At 59.8% G+C, this 18,313-nt stretch carries 20 protein-coding genes; 9 read left to right on the top strand and 11 right to left on the bottom strand.

The window, feature by feature from the left end:
- Positions 1-82 precede the first annotated feature (82 nt).
- Both EJA70_RS18890 and EJA70_RS18895 read right to left on the bottom strand, forming a co-directional pair.
- Positions 83-601 (bottom strand): cupin domain-containing protein, encoded by a 519-nt coding sequence (locus EJA70_RS18890; protein ID WP_158832697.1) that lies wholly within the window; start codon positions 599-601, stop codon positions 83-85.
- A 203-nt stretch (positions 602-804) separates the two neighbouring features.
- On the bottom strand, positions 805-1,623 hold the full coding sequence (locus EJA70_RS18895; protein ID WP_158832698.1) for a shikimate 5-dehydrogenase: 819 nt from the start codon (positions 1,621-1,623) through the stop codon (positions 805-807).
- Positions 1,624-1,879: 256 nt separating this feature from the next.
- On the opposite strand from EJA70_RS18895, the gene EJA70_RS18900 reads away from it, so the two are divergent.
- The 3 genes from EJA70_RS18900 to EJA70_RS18910 all read left to right on the top strand — a co-directional run bounded on the left by EJA70_RS18900 (position 1,880) and on the right by EJA70_RS18910 (position 2,949).
- Positions 1,880-2,239: a hypothetical protein gene (locus tag EJA70_RS18900; protein ID WP_008077748.1), complete on the top strand. Its 360-nt coding sequence runs from the start codon at positions 1,880-1,882 to the stop codon at positions 2,237-2,239.
- Positions 2,240-2,469: 230 nt separating this feature from the next.
- Complete coding sequence (locus EJA70_RS18905) at positions 2,470-2,664, top strand: hypothetical protein (RefSeq protein WP_016984641.1); 195 nt, start codon at positions 2,470-2,472, stop codon at positions 2,662-2,664.
- Between the two features lie 102 nt (positions 2,665-2,766).
- Positions 2,767-2,949, top strand: a complete 183-nt coding sequence (locus tag EJA70_RS18910; protein ID WP_008077753.1) for a hypothetical protein — start codon at positions 2,767-2,769, stop codon at positions 2,947-2,949.
- Here EJA70_RS18910 and EJA70_RS18915 read toward each other — a convergent pair.
- Positions 2,946-4,007, bottom strand: a complete 1,062-nt coding sequence (locus EJA70_RS18915) for an AI-2E family transporter (RefSeq protein WP_008077756.1) — start codon at positions 4,005-4,007, stop codon at positions 2,946-2,948. The two genes, EJA70_RS18910 and EJA70_RS18915, sit on opposite strands and share 4 nt — an antisense overlap.
- 156 nt (positions 4,008-4,163) lie before the next feature.
- Between EJA70_RS18915 and yegQ the strand changes: the two genes are divergently transcribed.
- Positions 4,164-5,486 carry a tRNA 5-hydroxyuridine modification protein YegQ gene (yegQ, locus tag EJA70_RS18920; protein WP_158832699.1) on the top strand — a complete coding sequence of 441 codons (1,323 nt, stop codon included), beginning with the start codon at positions 4,164-4,166 and terminating at the stop codon, positions 5,484-5,486.
- Positions 5,487-5,557: 71 nt separating this feature from the next.
- On the opposite strand, the gene EJA70_RS18925 is transcribed toward yegQ, so the two are convergent.
- Entirely contained in the window at positions 5,558-6,421 is an 864-nt protein-coding gene (locus tag EJA70_RS18925; RefSeq protein WP_158832700.1) for a LysR family transcriptional regulator, read from the bottom strand.
- A 101-nt stretch (positions 6,422-6,522) separates the two neighbouring features.
- On the opposite strand from EJA70_RS18925, the gene EJA70_RS18930 reads away from it, so the two are divergent.
- The gene (locus EJA70_RS18930) at positions 6,523-7,416 is read left to right on the top strand and encodes a DMT family transporter (protein ID WP_158832701.1); all 894 of its coding nucleotides are present in this window, start codon (positions 6,523-6,525) and stop codon (positions 7,414-7,416) included.
- A gap of 161 nt (positions 7,417-7,577) precedes the next feature.
- On the opposite strand, the gene EJA70_RS18935 is transcribed toward EJA70_RS18930, so the two are convergent.
- Entirely contained in the window at positions 7,578-7,808 is a 231-nt protein-coding gene (locus EJA70_RS18935) for a hypothetical protein (RefSeq protein ID WP_008077765.1), read from the bottom strand.
- A 92-nt stretch (positions 7,809-7,900) separates the two neighbouring features.
- Positions 7,901-8,614: a FadR/GntR family transcriptional regulator gene (locus EJA70_RS18940; protein ID WP_008077767.1), complete on the bottom strand. Its 714-nt coding sequence runs from the start codon at positions 8,612-8,614 to the stop codon at positions 7,901-7,903.
- A gap of 358 nt (positions 8,615-8,972) precedes the next feature.
- On the opposite strand from EJA70_RS18940, the gene EJA70_RS18945 reads away from it, so the two are divergent.
- Both EJA70_RS18945 and gudD read left to right on the top strand, forming a co-directional pair.
- The gene (locus EJA70_RS18945) at positions 8,973-10,319 is read left to right on the top strand and encodes an MFS transporter (RefSeq protein ID WP_158832703.1); all 1,347 of its coding nucleotides are present in this window, start codon (positions 8,973-8,975) and stop codon (positions 10,317-10,319) included.
- 40 nt (positions 10,320-10,359) lie between these two features.
- The gene (gene gudD / locus EJA70_RS18950) at positions 10,360-11,703 is read left to right on the top strand and encodes a glucarate dehydratase (protein WP_158832705.1); all 1,344 of its coding nucleotides are present in this window, start codon (positions 10,360-10,362) and stop codon (positions 11,701-11,703) included.
- Positions 11,704-11,852: 149 nt separating this feature from the next.
- On the opposite strand, the gene EJA70_RS18955 is transcribed toward gudD, so the two are convergent.
- On the bottom strand, positions 11,853-12,725 hold the full coding sequence (locus EJA70_RS18955; protein WP_158832707.1) for a LysR family transcriptional regulator: 873 nt from the start codon (positions 12,723-12,725) through the stop codon (positions 11,853-11,855).
- A gap of 232 nt (positions 12,726-12,957) precedes the next feature.
- Here EJA70_RS18955 and ampC point away from each other — a divergent pair, with 232 nt between their 5' ends.
- Positions 12,958-14,052: a class C beta-lactamase gene (gene ampC, locus EJA70_RS18960; protein ID WP_371924611.1), complete on the top strand. Its 1,095-nt coding sequence runs from the start codon at positions 12,958-12,960 to the stop codon at positions 14,050-14,052.
- A 150-nt stretch (positions 14,053-14,202) separates the two neighbouring features.
- Here the strand turns inward: ampC and EJA70_RS18965 are convergent, their stop codons facing one another.
- Complete coding sequence (locus EJA70_RS18965) at positions 14,203-14,769, bottom strand: DUF4174 domain-containing protein (RefSeq protein WP_158832711.1); 567 nt, start codon at positions 14,767-14,769, stop codon at positions 14,203-14,205.
- A 208-nt stretch (positions 14,770-14,977) separates the two neighbouring features.
- Here EJA70_RS18965 and EJA70_RS18970 point away from each other — a divergent pair, with 208 nt between their 5' ends.
- The gene (locus tag EJA70_RS18970; protein ID WP_158832713.1) at positions 14,978-15,442 is read left to right on the top strand and encodes a GNAT family N-acetyltransferase; all 465 of its coding nucleotides are present in this window, start codon (positions 14,978-14,980) and stop codon (positions 15,440-15,442) included.
- A gap of 163 nt (positions 15,443-15,605) precedes the next feature.
- Here the strand turns inward: EJA70_RS18970 and EJA70_RS18975 are convergent, their stop codons facing one another.
- From EJA70_RS18975 to EJA70_RS18985, 3 genes are all read right to left on the bottom strand, one after another.
- Positions 15,606-15,932 carry a hypothetical protein gene (locus EJA70_RS18975; protein WP_158832715.1) on the bottom strand — a complete coding sequence of 109 codons (327 nt, stop codon included), beginning with the start codon at positions 15,930-15,932 and terminating at the stop codon, positions 15,606-15,608.
- 7 nt (positions 15,933-15,939) lie between these two features.
- Positions 15,940-16,725: a sulfite exporter TauE/SafE family protein gene (locus EJA70_RS18980; protein ID WP_008077785.1), complete on the bottom strand. Its 786-nt coding sequence runs from the start codon at positions 16,723-16,725 to the stop codon at positions 15,940-15,942.
- Between the two features lie 200 nt (positions 16,726-16,925).
- On the bottom strand, positions 16,926-18,140 hold the full coding sequence (locus tag EJA70_RS18985; RefSeq protein WP_158832717.1) for an MFS transporter: 1,215 nt from the start codon (positions 18,138-18,140) through the stop codon (positions 16,926-16,928).
- Positions 18,141-18,313 lie beyond the last annotated feature (173 nt).

An 18,313-nucleotide genomic window follows, 5' to 3' on the forward strand; every position in this document is an offset into this window, starting at 1 on the left:
GCGATAGCGGTGTGTCAGTCAAACACGATGTGACTGACGCACCGCTATCGCGAGCAGGCGAAGGCCTACAGGGATCTGCGCATTACTCGCCATCCCAGTAATCCACACCATCCGCCTGCCGTGCCACGGCAACGAAGCCTGAGGCGTTGCCCGCGGCATCGACACTGAAGTTGTCCATCACTGCGTATTTATTCGAATCCGGGTATTCGCAAATCTCCGGCTGCTGCTGTGTGCTCACCGCCAGATAACGCAACTCCTGCTGGCTGGTGTTGATGATCTGGTGCGCCTTCTCCGGGCCGCCCGGTGGGCAAGCGATCACATCGCCTTCACGGATCGGGAAACGTTCAGCGCCGAGCCGCACCTCCCCTTCCCCGGCCACCACGTAGAACATTTCTTCATTGACCCGATGACTGTGAAACGGACTGCCGCGCATGCCTGGCGCAAGCACGTACAGGCGATAACCGAGTTTTTGCGAGCCCAGTTGCTGGCCAATTCGCGCCATGCGTTGCTGGTAGCGTCCGGCGGTTTCGCCTCCGGGGGCCAGGGCTTCGGGCAGCGGTTCGAGTTCGACCTGATGCAGGTTGAGGATAGGCGGATGCATGGGGGCCTCGGGCACGGTTTTTATGGAGGGGCAAGTCTTTGCTTGCTGGTGAGGCAGTATAGGCAGCAGGTGAAACCGAGGTGAATTCATCGCTGGCAAGCCAGCTCCCACAGAGTTTGGGGCGGCCCCAAAGACTCCTGCTCCCACTCGGTACCTGTGGGAGCTGGCTTGCCAGCGATGAGGCCAGTCAATTCAACACATCATCAGCTGCGGGCAAACGCCACCGCCGCCGCAAACTGCTGCTCATTCGGCCGCACGCCGGTGTACAGCACAAACTGCTCCAGCGCCTGGATCGCAATGACCTCAAGCCCGGTAATGACCCTCTTGCCCTCAGCCCGGCCGCGCACGATCAACGGTGTCTCCGAAGGAATCGCCACCACATCAAACACGGTATCAGCAGCCTTGATCACGTCAGATTCGAATGCCAGTTGCCCGGCTTCCGGCCCGCCGTCCATGCCCACCGGCGTGACATTGATCAGCATCTGCGGGCGCTCATCGCCCAGCTCAGCCTGCCAGCGGTACCCCAGCGATTGCGCCAGTGCTCGCCCGGCAGGCTCATTGCGCGCCACAATCAGACCATTCTGGTAGCCGCCATCACGCAGGGCGCTGGCCACCGCTTTGGCCATGCCGCCACTGCCGCGCAGGGCGAACGTGGTTTCTGTGGGCACCGCATGGGTTTCAAGCAACTGGGCGATGGCGATGTAATCGGTGTTGTAGGCCTTGAGATGGCCTTGGGTGTTGACGATGGTGTTGATCGACTGGATCGCCGCCGCCGACGCATCGAGTTCATCGACCAAAGCAATACAGGCCTCCTTGAATGGCATCGACACGCCACAACCACGGATGCCCAAGGCGCGAATGCCGCCGACCGCGCCGGTCAAGTCCTGGCTGCTGAACGCCTTGTAATAAAAATTCAGGCCCAGCTGCTCATACAAATGGTTATGAAAACGCAGACCGAAATTCCCTGGGCGACCCGACAGGGACATGCACAGTTGGGTGTCTTTGTTCGGGTTCATCTGCATGAAACTTCTCCTTCAAACGCACTTTCGGATAGACGGGATTAGCCAGCCCATCGGGTTCTGAACGATCATAGAGGCCTGTTTTAAACGCATTGCGCGGCCCTTGCACGGCCCGGTAAAGAAGCCGGTACAGACCTTACACAAAATTTACCCAGCGGCTGTGCTGATTTTCACGATTTCGCTGTCTTAGAAGTATCCCCGCGACAACTGTGGGCCTGGTGCAGGCCCTGCCGCCGGGTCGAAGAACCGAGGAATTATCATGATTCGTAAACTCCCTATCGTGGCCCTGCTGATCGGTGCATTTGCTGTCGCAGGGCAAGCAGAAGCCCATGGCGGCAACAACTGGCAAGGCCCGGCGGTGTTTGGCGCGATCGTTGGCTCGGCCATCATCGGCTCGGCACTGATCAATCAGGATCGCCCGGTGTATGTGCAACAACAGCCGGTTTATGTTCAGCCACAACCGGTCTACGTGCAGCAGCCACCACCACCGGTCTACTACCAGCCTGCGCCGGTGTATGTGCAACAACCGGTTTACGTTCAACCGGCCCCCGTCTACTACGGCCCGCCTCGCGGTTATTACGGTCGGCCACATGGCTATTACGGCGGCCCACGCTGGTAATCGAAATACAGAGCCCCGCTTATATAGCGGGGCTTTTTTATGACCGTTGGTCGGCCAGCGTCTGAAAAAATCTCGCCAAGGTCGCTGTGAGGACAGTTTCAGGGGCTAAAGTCGGCATGATGGATTGACCGTTATGGACATTTCCACAAAACGGTCATCGCTTTGTCATGACGGAACCGCACTCTGAATCCGTCCGTAAACAACAGGTTGATAACAACAAGGACGACCGCATGCCAACACAAAACCCGCACCGCATCGTCGGTTTGTGCACCTCAAGCAAGGTGTACAGCGCGCTGACCGAGCTCAAGCATCTGGAAGGCCATCGCTGTGCCAAGTTTCTCTCCTTGCTGGCGGAGAATCTGGTGCACAAAGGCCTGCTCAATGAGCGCGAAGTCATGCACATGCTTGATCAAGTGGTCGATTGAGGCAGCCCTCAACGGCATCAATGACCACTATCAAAAGCGTTGATTGTCCGTAGAACCTGCAAATCCCTAAGGTAGCTCCATAGATTGATGGAGGTACTTTTCATGGCTCAGGTTCAAATCATGTCCGTTATCGGCAGCGCCGTTCCCGCCTCGCTTAGGGCGTCGGGTCTGCTTGCCTGCTGGTATCTGATGCGCGACGGCGAGGCGATCAGCGGCCCGCTCACCTCGTTACCCGCCGCTCAGGCGTTGTCGCAAAAGCTTGTCAGCGAACCGTTTCGCGCCTAAGGCAGTTGCACCTTGGGCTTGGTTTCGACGAACAGCGCCCAACTCGACATGAACAACGCCGCGATCAAAGGCCCGATCACGAAGCCGTTCAAGCCGAACACTGCCAGACCGCCCAGGGTCGAAATCAGAATCATGTAGTCGGGCATGCGCGTGTCCTTGCCCACCAGAATCGGGCGCAGTACGTTGTCCACCAGGCCGATCACAAAAACCCCGAACAACCCCAGCACCACGCCCTGCCAGACCATCCCGCTGAGCAGGAAATACGCGGCCACCGGCGCCCAGACAATCCCCGCGCCCACCGCCGGCAACAGCGACAGAAACGCCATCAACACCGCCCAGAGCAACGCACTGGGAATGTCGAGAAACCAGAAAATCGCCCCGCCCAATGCGCCCTGCGTCACCGCGACGACCAGATTGCCCTTGACGGTCGCCCGCACCACCCGGTTGAACTTCAGTTGCAGACGACGCTTGTGGTTTTCTTCCAGCGGCACCGCCGTGCGCATCTTGCGCGCCAGTTCGGGACCGTCACGCAAAAAGAAAAACAGCAGGTACAACATGATGAAAAAACTCACCACGAACTCGAATGTGCCCTGGCCGAAACTGAAGGCCTGACTGGCCAGCACCTGGCTGCCCTGCATCGCTGCCTTGACGATTTTCTCGCGCAGCGCATTGAGTTCACCGACGCCAAAACGATCAAGCAAATGCTGAAAGTACGGCGGCAGGCTGTGTTTGAACTGCGCCAGATACGCCGCAATATCGAGTTCACCGCTCTCGATGTTCTTGTAGACCGTCGCCCCTTCCTGCACCAGTAACACGCTGAGGATGATCACCGGCAAAATCGCAATCACCAGACAAACGCTCAACGTACACAGCGACGTCAGGTTGCGTTGCCAGCCGAATTTCGCCTGCAGCCGGCGCTGCATCGGCGCAAAGACAATGCCGAGGATGACGGCCCAGAACACTGCGCCGTAGAACGGCAGCAAGATCCAGATGAAGGCCACCGTCACCAATAACAGCAGCACGGTGAGGGATTTGAATTGAAGACTTTTTTCGTTCATGTCCGATCCATGTCAGTCAGGCGCCACGCACGCCTGCCCCACTTAGTCAGCCGCCATCCGCGCGAGTGCCATCTTTGTTTATGGAGCATAGATCCAGATCAATAAAGCCTCGTCGCCACTGACTTACCCTGCCGCGCTTTTGCGACCGACGCTGCCATGACCCCTACCCTCGCCGCCCCGGAACTGCTGGCCCCCGCCGGCACCCTGAAAAACATGCGTTACGCCTTCGCCTACGGCGCCGATGCCGTCTACGCCGGCCAGCCGCGCTACAGCCTGCGGGTGCGCAACAACGAGTTCGATCACGCCAACCTCGCACTCGGCATTCGTGAGGCTCAGGCGCAGGGCAAGCGCTTCTACGTAGTGGTCAACATCGCGCCACACAACGCCAAACTGAAGACCTTTCTCAAGGATCTGGCGCCGGTGATCGAGATGGCGCCGGACGCGCTGATCATGTCCGACCCGGGCCTGATCATGCTGGTGCGCCGGCATTTTCCACAGATGCCGATTCACTTGTCGGTGCAGGCCAACACGGTGAACTGGGCCAGCGTCGAGTTCTGGCAGCAACAGGGACTGAGCCGAATCATTCTGTCGCGCGAGCTGTCGCTGGAAGAAATCGGCGAAATCCGTGAGCAGGTGCCAGGCATGGAGCTGGAAGTTTTCGTCCACGGTGCGCTGTGCATGGCTTACTCCGGGCGCTGCCTGCTCTCGGGTTACATGAACAAGCGCGATGCCAATCAGGGCACCTGCACCAACGCCTGCCGCTGGAAATACTCGGCGCAGGCGGCCACGGAAAATCAGCTGGGCGAGATCGTCCAGACCTTCGAGCCGGAACCAACCCTGGGGATCGGGGCGCCGACCGATCAGGTGTTTCTGTTGCAGGAAGCCAATCGCCCCGACGAATTGATGCCCGCATTCGAGGACGAACACGGCACCTACATCATGAACGCCAAGGACCTGCGCGCGGTGCAGCACGTCGAGCGCCTGACCCGGATGGGCGTGCACTCGCTGAAGATCGAAGGGCGGACCAAATCGCACTTCTATTGCGCGCGCACCACGCAGGTGTATCGCCGCGCCATTGATGATGCCGTGGCCGGGCGTGAATTCGATCGCAGCCTGATGACCGATCTCGAATCACTGGCTCAGCGCGGGTATACCGAGGGATTTCTGCGTCGGCATGTGCATGACGAGTACCAGAATTATCAGCACGGCAGCTCGGTGTCGGAGCGCCAGCAATTTGTCGGCGAGTTGACGGGGGAGCGGCGCGGGCGGCTGGCCGAGGTCAAGGTGAAGAATCGTTTTGTCTTGGGTGATCACCTTGAACTGATGACGCCTCAAGGCAATTTCCACTTTGATCTGCATGAGTTGCAAAGCCTCAAAGGTGAGGCGATCGAGGTCGCACCGGGGGATGGGCATACGGTGTACCTGCCAATACCGGAGGCGCTGGATCTGCGTTTTGGCCTGCTGATGCGCGATCTGTAGGAGCGGCCGCAGGCTGTGATCTTTTGATCTTTAAAAACAAAAGATCGCAGCCTGCGGCAGCGCCTGCAGGGTCAGGTGAATTCTTCGTGCAGCATCGCGACGAATGCTTCTCGCGCCGGGTGCACGCCGGCGTTTTCATGCCAGTAGAACAGGTTGTCGATGGCCGTCAGTTCGGGGAATTCAAAACCGACACAGCCGGCGCCTTTGGCGTATTGATCAAACACGCCCTTGGGCACCAAGGCCACACCGGCACCGGCGCTGACGCAGCCTACGATCGCCCCGTAACTGGCGAGGCTGACAATCGGCAGCGCCTGGCCCTGGCGCAACAACCAATGCTCCAGCGCCGCCCGATACGGGCAACCTTGCGGCCACATGAACACGGTTTTGTCCTGCAGATCCTCGATGCTGCGTACCGGCCCGAACGATGTCGAAGCAATCAACAGCAACTCCTCGCGGTACATCGGTGTGCGTCGCAACTGCGAACGTTCGACGTCCACCGCAACAATCGCCCCGTCGAGGCGATGGCTGACGGTGTCGTCGAGCAACTGGCCCCAGGTGCCGGTGGTGAGTTCCAGCGCCACCTGCGGAAAGCGTTTGTGAAACTTCGCCAGTAACTTGGGCAAGCGGCCCGTGGCCGACGATTCGATAGCGCCGATACGCAATGGCCCCGACGGCTCGGCCGAGGGATCCACCGCGCGTTTTGCCTCAGCGGTCAGCGCCAGAATTTTCTCGGCATAGCTCAGAAACGTCTGCCCCGCCGGGCTGATCCGCAGCCCGCGCCCTTCGCGCAAAAACAGCGCCACGCCCAACTCGGCCTCCAGCGCCTTGATGCGCGCGGTGATGTTCGACGGCACGCAAAACAGCTTTTCCGCTGCCCGGGCGATGCTGCCGACGTCGGCCACGGCCTTGAACATGCGAATTTGTGCCAGCTCCATATTCATCACTCTGAGTGAACATTCAGCGCAGTATAAGTCAGTTGTGGCGAACAATCGGCCACCCGGATACTCGGCGCATTCCTCCTCCTGGTGCGCCGATCATGCCGTCCCCTTCTCCCTGGAAAATCCTTTTGGCCATGGCTTTCGTCGTCGGTTGCTGGGCGTACTCGCCGACCGGCATTCACATCGGTCTGCAGGCGTACGACCCCGGGCATCTGGCACTCATGCGATTTCTGCTGGCGTCGTTATTGATGGCGGTGATTGCCGCGTTCAAGGGCATTCGCTTGCCGCAGGGGCGTGATGTGCCGCTGCTGTTCGCGCTGGGGTTCTTCGCGGTCAGCCTGCATCACGTGGCCCTGAACATTGGCCAGCAGAGTGTCAGCGCCGGGGCCTCCAGCGTGCTGGCGCAGTCGAGCCCGTTGTTCAGCACGCTGCTGGCGCGGTTTGTTTTCAGGGATCAGGTCAGTGCCTGGCGCTGGGGTTGCGTGTTACTGGGATTGGTCGGCGTGGTGGTTGTGGTCAGCGGCGACAAAGGCCTGGGCGCAATCGATGCGCACGGCTTGCTGATCTTGCTCGCGGCGCTGTCGTGGAGCCTCTACTTCGCCCTGCAAAAACACCATGCCCGGCGCTACGACGGCTTCAGCCTGGCGTGCTACGCGGTGTGGTCAGGCACCTTGCTACTGCTGATTTACCTGCCGGGGCTGGGCGACACCGTGATCAATGCCCCGCTGCGCGTGCAATGGGCGGTATTGACCCTGGGGGTTTTTCCCAGTGCGCTGGCGTATCTGGCGTGGGGGTATGTGCTCAAACATGTGGATTTGAGTCGGGCGACAATGACGCTCTACCTGATCCCGCCGACGGCGATGGGGATTGCTTCGGTGGGGCTCGGCGAGCGGCCGACGCTGATGGTGCTGGTGGGTTCGGCGGTGGTGTTGGTCAGTGTGCTGGCGTTGAATCTGGAGCGGCGAACCGGGATTACCCGAGCAGCAATCTGATCAGCGTTCGTGGTTGAAGCCGATGCCGTCATCGCTGGCAAGCCAGCTCCCACAAGGTTGCAGCTAGACATGATTTTTATGTCCACCCTAAAACCTGTGGGAGCTGGCTTGCCAGCGATGAGGCCAGCAATAACGGCGCATACCTGAAAACCAGGCATCGATCAGCGCCGATCATCCGACAACGGCGTTGGCTCATCCGCCGGCGGCACGTCTTCATCGGCGCCCGGGTCCTTCCAGTCTTCCGGCCGATCGGCATCACTCAAAGGATCGCGTCCCGGACTCATCCCCGGCGGTGCATCGTGATCGGCCAATGTCGGCTCATCCGTCCCCGGCATCGGCCGGGTTGGGTCGGTCGGCAAAACACCACCCTGAAACAACAAATCGTTAGCCATGACGCACCTCACCAAGGAGGTCCGGAATACCCGGGCCGTACAGCTTGGAATCGACCGGTTGTACACCGTGCTATCGAACAGACCAACGGCGCTCAACCCTGCGCGGAAAACCGATCGCGGCTGTTGGTCAAGTGCAACCACATCGCCGCGCGCGCCGCATCCGGATCCTGACGCTTGATCGCATTCAGAATCGCCTCGTGTTCCAGATTGGCCAATTGCCCAAGCTTGCTCAGGTCCGCCGCCCCGCGCTCGACCGCGTTGAGCCGCTGACGAGGAATCATGGCACTGCCCAGGTGCTGCATGATCTCGCTGAAGCAGACGTTGCCGGTCGCTTCGGCAATCAACAGATGAAAACGCCGATCAGCTTCGACGCAGCTGTCGTTGTTCGCCAGCAGGCGCTGATAGTCATCCAGCGCCTGCCGCATCTGCAGCACCTGCTGCTCGCTGCGCCGTTGCGCCGCCAGCGCTGCCGCTTGCGTCTCCAGGCCCAGGCGCAATTCAAGAATGCTGCGCACCCCCAGCGCCGTATCGACGTTCAGCCGCAGCCCCTGCTCCGGGGCACGTTCGATCACAAACGTGCCAATGCCATGCCGCGTCTCGACCAGCCCCGACGCCTGCAATTTCGAGATTGCCTCACGCACCACGGTGCGGCTGACCCCGTGTTCCTGAACGATGGTGTTCTCCGATGGCAACTTGTCACCCGGTGACATCTGGCCGAGCAAGATGCTCTGGGTGAGCTTCTCCACCAGGTCATGGGCGAGGTTGTGCGCACGTTTGCGCGCGGGGGCGTCGAGGTCTTCTTGCATGGTCGGTTCCGGTGATCGGGGGCTCGTCGATCGTAGCATTGCAAGGATGGTTGACGAGACTGAATTTAGCGCTGAAACATAGCCAACTTGTATGACAACACTCAAATAGAGCGTGAAACCTTTCTTAACCCGAAGCCCATACCTTGACTGTAGGCAGAGAAAATTCGCTCCCTCAACAAGGAAAACAACCAACAATCGCTGGCCATAAACACAAAAAAGTATAAAAACAGGACCATCCAGAGAAAATTAATCGGGCCAACCCACTTGTAGGACAAAAAATTCAGGTTGTATGATGTCTATCAACAATGCAGCAACCCAGCCCTACCCCGCATAAAAATAATCAGTGGGAGAAAACCAAGTGAAAACCTCCGTCTCCGGGATGAACGAGGGCGTCGATGCGACACTCGCGTCGGCCATCTCGAAAGTGAAACGCCACGTCCTGCCGCTCTTCGTGATCATGTTCATCGTCAATTACATTGACCGGGTGAACATCGGTTTCGTCCGCACCCACATGGAACATGATCTGGGCATCGGTGCTGCCGCCTACGGCTTCGGCGCCGGTCTGTTCTTCATCGGCTACGCGCTGTTCGAAGTGCCCTCCAACATGCTCCTGCAGAAAGTCGGCGCACGCATCTGGCTGACCCGCATCATGCTCACCTGGGGCCTGGTTGCCGCCGGCATGGCGTTCATCCAGAACGAAACCCACTTCTATGTTTTGCGCTTCCTGCTTGGCGTGGCCGAGGCCGGGTTCTTTCCCGGGGTGATCTACTATTTCACCCGCTGGCTGCCCGGCGCCGAACGCGGCAAGGCAATTGCGATCTTCCTCAGCGGTTCGGCCGTGGCCTCATTGATCTCCGGCCCGTTGTCCGGCCTGCTCCTGCAAATCAACGGGCTGGGCATGCACGGCTGGCAGTGGATGTACTTCATCGAGGGGATGTTCTCGGTGTGCCTGTGCGTGTTCGTCTGGTTCTGGCTCGACGCCAAACCTCACGACGCGAAATGGCTGAGCCGTGCCGAACAGGACGCCCTGGTCAACGCCATCGACGACGAACAAAAGGCCCGCGAAGCCGCGACGCCGATCCGCCCGTCGATGGGCAAACTGCTCAAGGACCGGCAGATCATTCTGTTTTGCCTGATCTACTTCTTTATTCAGCTGACCATCTATGCGGCGACCTTCTGGCTGCCGAGCATCATCAAGAAAATGGGTGAGATGAGCGACTTTCAGGTCGGCCTGTTCAACTCGATCCCCTGGTTGCTGTCGATCATCGGCATGTACGCCTTCGCCTCGTTCTCGGCCAAATGGAAACACCAGCAGGCGTGGGTCGCCACCGCGCTGTTGATTGCCGCAGCGGGAATGTTCATGTCGACCACCGGCGGACCGATCTTCGCCTTCGTCGCGATCTGCTTTGCCGCGCTGGGTTTCAAGTCGGCTTCGTCGCTGTTCTGGCCGATACCGCAGGCGTATCTGGATGCCCGCATCGCTGCGGCGGTGATTGCGCTGATCAACTCGGTGGGCAACCTCGGCGGCTTCGTCGCGCCCACCACGTTCGGCCTGCTCGAAGAACACACCGGTTCGATTCAGGGCGGCCTCTATGGTCTGGCCGCGACCTCGATCATCGCCGCGATCATTGTCTTCTTCGCGCGCACCACAGCGAAACCTGCTGCTGACATTCCTCTGGCCGATGCCGCGCCAAAGCACGCCTGACGTCCATTTTTAAAGATTGCGAATTAGAAGGATAAAAACCATGACCGCACACGACACTGCCAAAGCCCCGATCATCACCGACATGCAAGTCATCCCGGTGGCCGGCCACGACGGAATGCTGCTCAACCTGAGCGGCGCCCACGGGCCGTTCTTCACCCGCAACATCGTCATTCTCAAGGACAACGCCGGCCACACCGGCGTCGGCGAAGTGCCTGGCGGCGAGCGCATTCGCCAGACCCTTGAAGACGCGCGCAGCCTGGTGGTCGGCAGCCCGATCGGCACGTATCAGAAAATCCTCAATCAAGTGCGCCAGACCTTCGCCGACCGCGATGCCGGCGGTCGTGGTTTGCAGACCTTTGACCTGCGCATCACCATCCACGCGGTGACCGGCCTTGAAGCCGCCCTCCTCGATCTGCTCGGCCAACACCTCGACGTACCGGTTGCCGCGCTGCTCGGCGAAGGTCAGCAACGCGACGAAGTGAAGATGCTCGGCTATCTGTTCTACGTCGGCGATCAGCGCGAAACCGACCTCGCCTACCGCAGCGAACCAGACGCCGACAACGACTGGTTTCGCGTGCGCCATGAGCAGGCAATGAATGCCGAAGCGGTGGTACGCCTCGCCGAAGCGGCCCATGCCAAGTACGGTTTCAAAGACTTCAAGCTCAAGGGCGGCGTGCTCAGCGGCGATGCGGAAATCGAGGCGGTGACGGCACTCGCCGAACGCTTCCCCGAGGCGCGCATTACCCTCGATCCGAACGGCGCGTGGTCACTGAAAGAAGCCATCCGTTTGTGCCGCGACCAGCATCAGGTGCTGGCCTATGCCGAAGACCCGTGCGGCGCGGAAAACGGTTATTCCGGGCGCGAGGTGATGGCTGAATTTCGCCGTGCCACGGGGCTGAAAACCGCGACCAACATGATCGCCACCGACTGGCGCGAAATGGGTCACGCGATCCAGTTGCAGTCGGTGGACATTCCGTTGGCCGACCCGCATTTCTGGACCATGCAGGGTTCGGTGCGTGTGGCGCAGATGTGCCACGAGTGGGGCCTGACCTGGGGCTCGCATTCCAACAATCACTTCGATATCTCACTGGCAATGTTCACCCACGTCGCCGCTGCCGCACCGGGCGACATCACCGCGATCGACACCCACTGGATCTGGCAGGACGGCCAGCGCCTGACCAAGGCGCCGCTGCAAATTGTCGATGGCTGCGTGCAAGTGCCGAAAAAACCGGGGCTGGGTGTCGAAGTGGACATGGACCAAGTGGCCAAGGCTCACGAACTGTATAAAGGCATGGGCCTCGGCGCGCGGGATGACAGCGTGGCGATGCAGTTTCTGATCCCGGGGTGGAAGTTCGATAACAAACGGCCGTGTTTGGTGCGTTGAACACTAGCCTGGGTTGAATCAGATTTTGTATTTTGACAAATGAACCTGTGGGAGCTGGCTTGCCAGCGATAGCGGTGGGTCAGCCGACATCGATGTTGACCGTGCCGGCCCTATCGCTGGCGAGCCAGCTCCCACAGGGACGATGTGAGTCAGACAGAGATCTGCAGCAGCCAGTGTTTGAAGGCGAGCATCGCCACTGTTTCCGGGCGTGACTGCAACCGGGTCAACCAGTAACTGCCGGTGGTGATTTCAATCGCAAACGGCTGACGAATCGCGTCCGCCGCCAGTTGCCGGGCGAACATCAGCGGCGGTGCCAGCGCCACCCCACCACCCTGCAACGCCGCTTCCATCATCGCCAGCGACGAGTCGAAGACGATGCTCTGCGGCGGTGCGGCCTGAGTCGCCAACCCGGCGGCGTGAAACCATTCCGGCCATTCATCAGTGCGATACGAACGTAGCAACGTCTGCTGCAGCAGATCGCCTGGCGTATGCAACTGCCGGGCGATTTCCGGCACGCACAACACTGACAGCGGCGCATCGAGCAAACGTGTCGCTTCGATACCGTGCCAAGCTCCGGCCCCAAAGCGGATCGCATAATCCAGCCCCTCCGCCGCCACATCCACGCGGTTGTTATTGGTCGACAGCCGCAGATCTATAAGCGGATGTTTCGCCCGAAAGTCCGCCAGCCTCGGCAACAGCCACCCCACGGCAAATGTGCCCACCGCACCGACGGTCAACATCTCACGGTACTGGCCACCGGCGAGGCGTTCGAGAATCTGCGCGATGTGATCAAACGAAGTACTCAACACCGGCAGCAGGGTTTCGCCCTCACTGGTCAGCATCAGCCCACGGGGCAGGCGTTTGAACAAAGTGACGTTGAGCTGCGCTTCGAGGCTTTTGACCTGATGGCTGACCGCTGCCTGAGTGACACACAGCTCCACCGCCGCGCGGGTAAAGCTCAAATGACGCGCGGAGGCTTCGAAAGCGCGCAGTGCATTGAGCGGCAATTGAGGTCGAATCATGCCCAGTCCCAAATTTTTCTAATGGCTCGTGCGAAATTTCGTCGTTTGCCGATCACCGTCGGGCGGCCTAAATTAGCCGCGCTGATCAGCCGCCCGACGGGGAAATCGTCCGCAGTGTAGCGGGATAAAACCATCAACACTCATGGAGAGTGGTTCACTCATGTCATCCATCCACCCGATCAAAGTCATTTCCTGCAGCGCTTTCGGCCTGCTGTTCGGCGCTGCCTCCTGCATGGCCGCCGCACCTGGCGACGCGCAACTGCAAGCGCTGGTCAACGCCGCCGTCACTCCGATCATGCAGCAACAGGACATTCCTGGCCTGACCGTGGCGCTGACCGTCAAGGGTCAGGCGCATTACTTTAACTACGGCGTCGCCGCCAAAGACACCGGGCAAAAGGTCAGTGAAAACACCTTGTTCGAAATCGGTTCGGTGAGCAAAACCTTCACCGCCACCCTCGCCGGTTACGCCCAGGCCACCGGCAAACTGGATCTGTCGAGCAAGGCCAGTCAGCTTTGGCCGGATTTGAAAGGCAGCGCTTTCGACCACATCAGCGTGCTGCAACTGGGCACCTACAGCGCCGGCGGCTTGCCGCTGCAATTCCCGGAAAGCGCGGATTCGGCCGACAAGATGCTCGGCTATTTCCAGCGGTGGAAACCGATCTATCCGGCAGGCAGCCATCGGCAGTATTCCAACCCGAGCCTTGGGCTGTTCGGTTACCTGGCCGCGAAAAGTCTCGGCCAGCCATTCGATCAAGCGATGACGCAAACCCTGCTGCCGAAACTCGGTTTGCAGCACACCTACCTCAGCGTGCCCGCCGCGCAAATGAGCCTGTATGCGCAGGGCTACAACAAGGACGGCAAACCGCTGCGCGTCACACCCGGTGCGCTGGACTCGCAGGCTTACGGGGTAAAAACCAGCGCCGTGGACATGCTGCGTTACGTACAAGCCAACCTGAGGCCTGAAACACTGGAACCGCTGCTGCAACAAACCATCGCCAACACGCATACCGGTTACTACAGCGTCGGCGACATGACCCAGGGCCTGGGTTGGGAAATGTATCGCTACCCGATCAGCCTCGACCGTTTGCTCGCCGGCAACTCGACGGAAATGGCCATGGAGGCGCACAAGGTGCAGTGGCTGAATCCGCCGCAACCACAGCCGGAAGACGTATTGATCAACAAGACCGGCTCAACCGGTGGTTTCGGGACTTACGTGGCGTTTGTACCGAGCAAGGATGTTGGCATCGTGATCATGGCCAACAAGAACTTCCCGATTCCTGAGCGGGTGAAGATGGCTCATAAAATCCTCAGCGCTGTGGCTGAATAAAGATCAAAAGATCGCAGCCTGCGGCAGCTCCTACAGGATCGGGTTTTCACTCGGTCAATGTAGGAGCTGCCGCAGGCTGCGATCTTTTTGCAGGCAAAAAAATGGGCGATCTTTCTTGGATCGCCCATTTTTCATTGCTCTTTTACGTGATCAGTCATCCGGCATTTCCGGTGGCTTGGCCGGTTTCGCAGGCTTGGTCGGCTTGGAATTCTTGGCACCTTTTGCCGGTTCCGGCGTAGCAGCCACCGGCGCCTGAGCAGCAGCAGCGGCTGCTTCTTTCTCAGCCATCGGCATGGCGTCGATGGTGTCGAAGATTTTCTTCAAATCCACCGCCTTCGCTTCATCCCCTGAGGCCGAGAGTTTGGTTTCGCCGTCCTTGCCCACCAGAAACACTTTCGGGTACGCCCCGGCGCCCAGCTTCAGCGAGCGCAGCAACGCCATGGTGTCTTGCTGGCCCATGTCCTTGCCGTCGAGTTGGCCGGACATGTTGAGGATGGTGTAAACCTTGATGTTGCGGTCGGTGACGCCCTTTTTATTCGCGGGGTCTTCCAGCGACTTTTTCAGGCTGAGCCACACGGGGTCGACGGTGCTTTGGGCGATCACGATCAGCGGTCGGGCGCGGCCCATATCCCCGGCGATGGGCGAATCGTTGTCAGCGGCGAACAAGGGGCCGGCAATCGCCAGCAAGAGTGTCAGGGTCAATGACCTGATGAGCATGCGCATCTCCTTTTGATATCCACGCTCTAATGATTGCGCATCGTGGCGATTGTTCCGGGGCGACCCGGCAAATATCTTCCGCCTAGTCAGAAGCTTAGGACAGGCGCGACATTGCGCAACATATCCGATGTGATCGCAACGCGGATTTGATTACCTTTTATGACCGCATTAGGGTGGACGCTTCGCCAATGAAATGGAGTTCACCCGCATGCACATCGATTACCTGTGCGATCACCCCGAATTGATCGCAGAACTGGCCACGCTCAACTTCAAGGAGTGGGGCGAGTTTCGTCCCGGGCAAACCGTTGAGCACCGCATCGAACATATGCGTGAATCTTGTGGCAAAGGTGCGATCCCCAGTGTGGTGGTAGCACTGGAAGGTTCACGTTTACTGGGCGGCGCGCTGCTCATCGAAAACGATCTGAAACTGCGCCCGAACCTGACGCCATGGTTGGCTGGGGTTTATGTGAAAGCAGAAGAGCGCGGTCGCGGGATTGCTTCGCAACTGGTCAAGCGTGTAGTTGAAGAAGCCGCGGCGCTGGGTGTGCCTGAGTTGTATCTGTACACCGACACGTCGCAGTCGCTGTATGCACGGCTGGGCTGGGAAGTGGTTGAAGAACTCGTCTACGACGATTTGCCGGTGACCGTCATGAAATACACCCTCCACCGCTAACCCCTGTGGCGAGGGGATTCATCCCCGTTGGGTTGCGAAGCAGCCCCAAAACCACCCGACACGGAGTCTCAGGCAGACCCGGTCGTGTGACCCAGGACCCGCTGCGCAGCCCAACGGGACGCGACGACGTTTCGCTAAATCCCCTCACCACAAAGGTAGCGCTTCAGTTCAGGGTTGAGTCGAGCACTGCGAGCAACTGCCCAGCATCGACTCGCCGCTCGCCGATTCTGAGCTCACCGCTGTCGAGACCAACACTCACCATCACCGACCCGCGATCCCCCGGATACTTACGCAACATCAACTCGATGCTATCGGGAGTCTCGTCAGCAGTAGCGATCAGATCCCACAGGCTGTCGCTCAGATCCAGCAGCACCTGCTGGCGCTGCTGATCAACCACTTTCGGCGCATACAGCCAATGGCTCATGCGCATTTCACGCGGCTCGACGGAAATCGCGACACGGCCATCGCAGTGATAAGTGGTTTCACTCATGGCCGGATCAGAACGCCAGTTTGTAGCCGATCAGCACCAGCATCGTTGCCAGGCACGGACGCAGGACTTCGTCGGAGATACGCCCGGTCAAGTGGCTGCCGAGCCAGATGCCCGGCAGCGAGCCGACCAGCAGAAAGCCCAGTACACCCCAATCCATGTTGCCCATGCTCGCATGGCCCAGACCGGCGACCAGCGTCAGCGGTACTGCGTGGGCGATTTCCGTGCCGACCAGGCGGCGGGTCGGCAGCAGTGGATAGAGAATAAACAGCGCCACGGTGCCGAGGGCGCCAGCGCCGATCGAGGTCAGCGCGACCATGGTGCCGAGGATCAGACCGGTGATTACCGTCAGCAGATTCAAACGTGAACCGCTTGGGTTGTAGTTGCCACCCGCGCGTTTGTGGGCGAACTCGAGCAAGCGTTTCTTGAAGAAGATCGCCAGCGCGGTGGCGAACAGGACGAAACCCAGCGCCTGTTTGATGATGGCGTTCATCGCCTCCGGCGCGGTGTGCAGGGTGCTGAGAAACCACAGCGTCATCGCCACCGCTGGCACGCTGCCAAGGGTCAGCCAACCGGTGATGGCCCAGTCGATGTTCTTGTTCTTTCTGTGCACCAGCACGCCGCTGGATTTGGTGATGGCCGCGTACAACAGGTCAGTACCCACCGCCGTGGCCGGGTTGATGCCGAACCACAGCAGGATTGGCGTCATCAAGGAACCGCCGCCGACACCGGTCATGCCGACAATAAAACCCACCACCAGCCCGGCAATCACCAGGCCGAAATTTGCCAATTCCATTAAACCGTCCAGAAAAACGACAGGAAAAATCTGGCCCGCAGCATAGCGATTTTTCTTATAACTACATATATCGATACGGTCTATCGTTATACCCCAACACCCCAATCCCCTGTAGGAGCTGCCGCAGACTGCGATCTTTTGATCTTAAAAAACAACATCAAAAGATCGCAGCCTGCGGCAGCTCCTACAGAGGTGCGTTGTCAGTGCTGGCGGCGGCCGGGTTTGAAGCTGTGCTGGCTGTTGATCCACACGGTGGCCAAGGCGATCAGGGACAGAATCAGCAGTGCCCACGGAAACGACATTGCCCCGGCTCGATCCAGCAGCAAACCGCCAAACAGGCCACCCCCGGCAATCGCGACGTTCCACGAGGTGGTGAGCATTGCTTGCACCACGTCGACATGTTCGCCGGCCGAGTCCGCCGCCGATGTCAGCAACAAGGTTGCCGACCCACCGAACGACAAGCCCCACACCGCCATGCAGGCATAAATCACCGGCGGTGACGGCGCAGCCAGCGCCAGCACCAGCGCCGTCAGTGCAAACACCGCGAGGCTGATCAGCGTCAGCCAGCGCAACCAGCGATCCACCAGCAGACCGATGATCCAGATGCCGCCCAGCGAACACAGACCGAACACCAGCAGCACCAGATCGACCCGGTCGGACAGCCCGGCCTGCATCAAAAACGGCGCAATGTACGTATAGAGAATGTTGTGCCCGAGCATCCACGTCAGCACCACGAACAGTACGGGACGCACGCCCGGCAGGCGCAGCGATTCGAGCAGCGGCAAACGCTCCTCGCTGGATTGCCCCGGACGATCCGGTACCGCGATGACGATCCACGCTGCCAGCACCAAAGCCAGCGCCGACATGATCCCGAACGACGCGCGCCAGCCGATCAGATTGCCCAGCCACGTCCCCGCCGGCGTACCCAGCGACAGCGCCACCGGTGTGCCGAGCATGGCAATCGCCAGCGCCCGCCCCTGTTGATGCACGGGAACGATGCCGCGCGCATAACCGGCCATGATTCCCCACGACAACCCCGCCGCCATCCCGGCCAGGAAGCGCGAAGCCAGGGTCAGGCCGTAATGGCTGGAGAACGTGGTGACCGTGTTGAACAGCAGAAACCCGCCCACCGTCATCAACAGCACCCGCCGCCGCGGCCAGCCGCGCGTGGCGACGGTCAGCGGAATCGCCGCGACAATCGAGCCCAGCGCATACAGGGTCACCAGTTGCCCGGCGAGCACTTCGCTGACGTTGAGCCCGGCGCCAATTTGCGGCAGCAGCCCGGCCGGCAGGGTTTCGGTGAGGATGGCGATAAAACCGGTCATGGCAAACGCCAGCAACGCGGCGTAGGGTAATTTGTCCGTCCGAACGGTCGGGTCGACGCGGCTGAAATCGGCGCTTGCGGGGTCGGTCATGACAGGTGCGGCTCCATTTTGACTCAATAATGACGGATGATTGTATACAACTTATCCCCGTGCCACGCCACCCACACCGTAAGGACTGACAAAACGCCGAATCCCTGTAGGAGCTGCCGAAGGCTGCGATCTTTTGACCTTATAAACAGCAAGATCAAAAGATCGCAGCCTTC

The sequence above is a fragment of the Pseudomonas sp. PB103 genome (assembly GCF_009764635.1).
GTDB lineage: Bacteria > Pseudomonadota > Gammaproteobacteria > Pseudomonadales > Pseudomonadaceae > Aquipseudomonas.

Excerpts from the sequence above, each read along its gene's own strand:
- EJA70_RS18970 (WP_158832713.1), top strand. The coding sequence starts at position 14,978 with ATGCACATCGATTACCTGTGCGATCACCCCGAATTGATCGCAGAACTG.
- yegQ (WP_158832699.1), top strand. The coding sequence starts at position 4,164 with ATGACCCCTACCCTCGCCGCCCCGGAACTGCTGGCCCCCGCCGGCACC.
- EJA70_RS18965 (WP_158832711.1), bottom strand. The coding sequence starts at position 14,769 with ATGCTCATCAGGTCATTGACCCTGACACTCTTGCTGGCGATTGCCGGC.
- EJA70_RS18915 (WP_008077756.1), bottom strand. The coding sequence starts at position 4,007 with ATGAACGAAAAAAGTCTTCAATTCAAATCCCTCACCGTGCTGCTGTTA.
- EJA70_RS18925 (WP_158832700.1), bottom strand. The coding sequence starts at position 6,421 with ATGGAGCTGGCACAAATTCGCATGTTCAAGGCCGTGGCCGACGTCGGC.
- EJA70_RS18980 (WP_008077785.1), bottom strand. The coding sequence starts at position 16,725 with ATGGAATTGGCAAATTTCGGCCTGGTGATTGCCGGGCTGGTGGTGGGT.
- gudD (WP_158832705.1), top strand. The coding sequence starts at position 10,360 with ATGACCGCACACGACACTGCCAAAGCCCCGATCATCACCGACATGCAA.
- EJA70_RS18985 (WP_158832717.1), bottom strand. The coding sequence starts at position 18,140 with ATGACCGACCCCGCAAGCGCCGATTTCAGCCGCGTCGACCCGACCGTT.
- EJA70_RS18930 (WP_158832701.1), top strand. The coding sequence starts at position 6,523 with ATGCCGTCCCCTTCTCCCTGGAAAATCCTTTTGGCCATGGCTTTCGTC.
- ampC (WP_371924611.1), top strand. The coding sequence starts at position 12,958 with ATGGCCGCCGCACCTGGCGACGCGCAACTGCAAGCGCTGGTCAACGCC.
- EJA70_RS18955 (WP_158832707.1), bottom strand. The coding sequence starts at position 12,725 with ATGATTCGACCTCAATTGCCGCTCAATGCACTGCGCGCTTTCGAAGCC.
- EJA70_RS18890 (WP_158832697.1), bottom strand. The coding sequence starts at position 601 with ATGCATCCGCCTATCCTCAACCTGCATCAGGTCGAACTCGAACCGCTG.
- EJA70_RS18905 (WP_016984641.1), top strand. The coding sequence starts at position 2,470 with ATGCCAACACAAAACCCGCACCGCATCGTCGGTTTGTGCACCTCAAGC.
- EJA70_RS18975 (WP_158832715.1), bottom strand. The coding sequence starts at position 15,932 with ATGAGTGAAACCACTTATCACTGCGATGGCCGTGTCGCGATTTCCGTC.
- EJA70_RS18910 (WP_008077753.1), top strand. The coding sequence starts at position 2,767 with ATGGCTCAGGTTCAAATCATGTCCGTTATCGGCAGCGCCGTTCCCGCC.
- EJA70_RS18935 (WP_008077765.1), bottom strand. The coding sequence starts at position 7,808 with ATGGCTAACGATTTGTTGTTTCAGGGTGGTGTTTTGCCGACCGACCCA.
- EJA70_RS18900 (WP_008077748.1), top strand. The coding sequence starts at position 1,880 with ATGATTCGTAAACTCCCTATCGTGGCCCTGCTGATCGGTGCATTTGCT.
- EJA70_RS18940 (WP_008077767.1), bottom strand. The coding sequence starts at position 8,614 with ATGCAAGAAGACCTCGACGCCCCCGCGCGCAAACGTGCGCACAACCTC.
- EJA70_RS18895 (WP_158832698.1), bottom strand. The coding sequence starts at position 1,623 with ATGCAGATGAACCCGAACAAAGACACCCAACTGTGCATGTCCCTGTCG.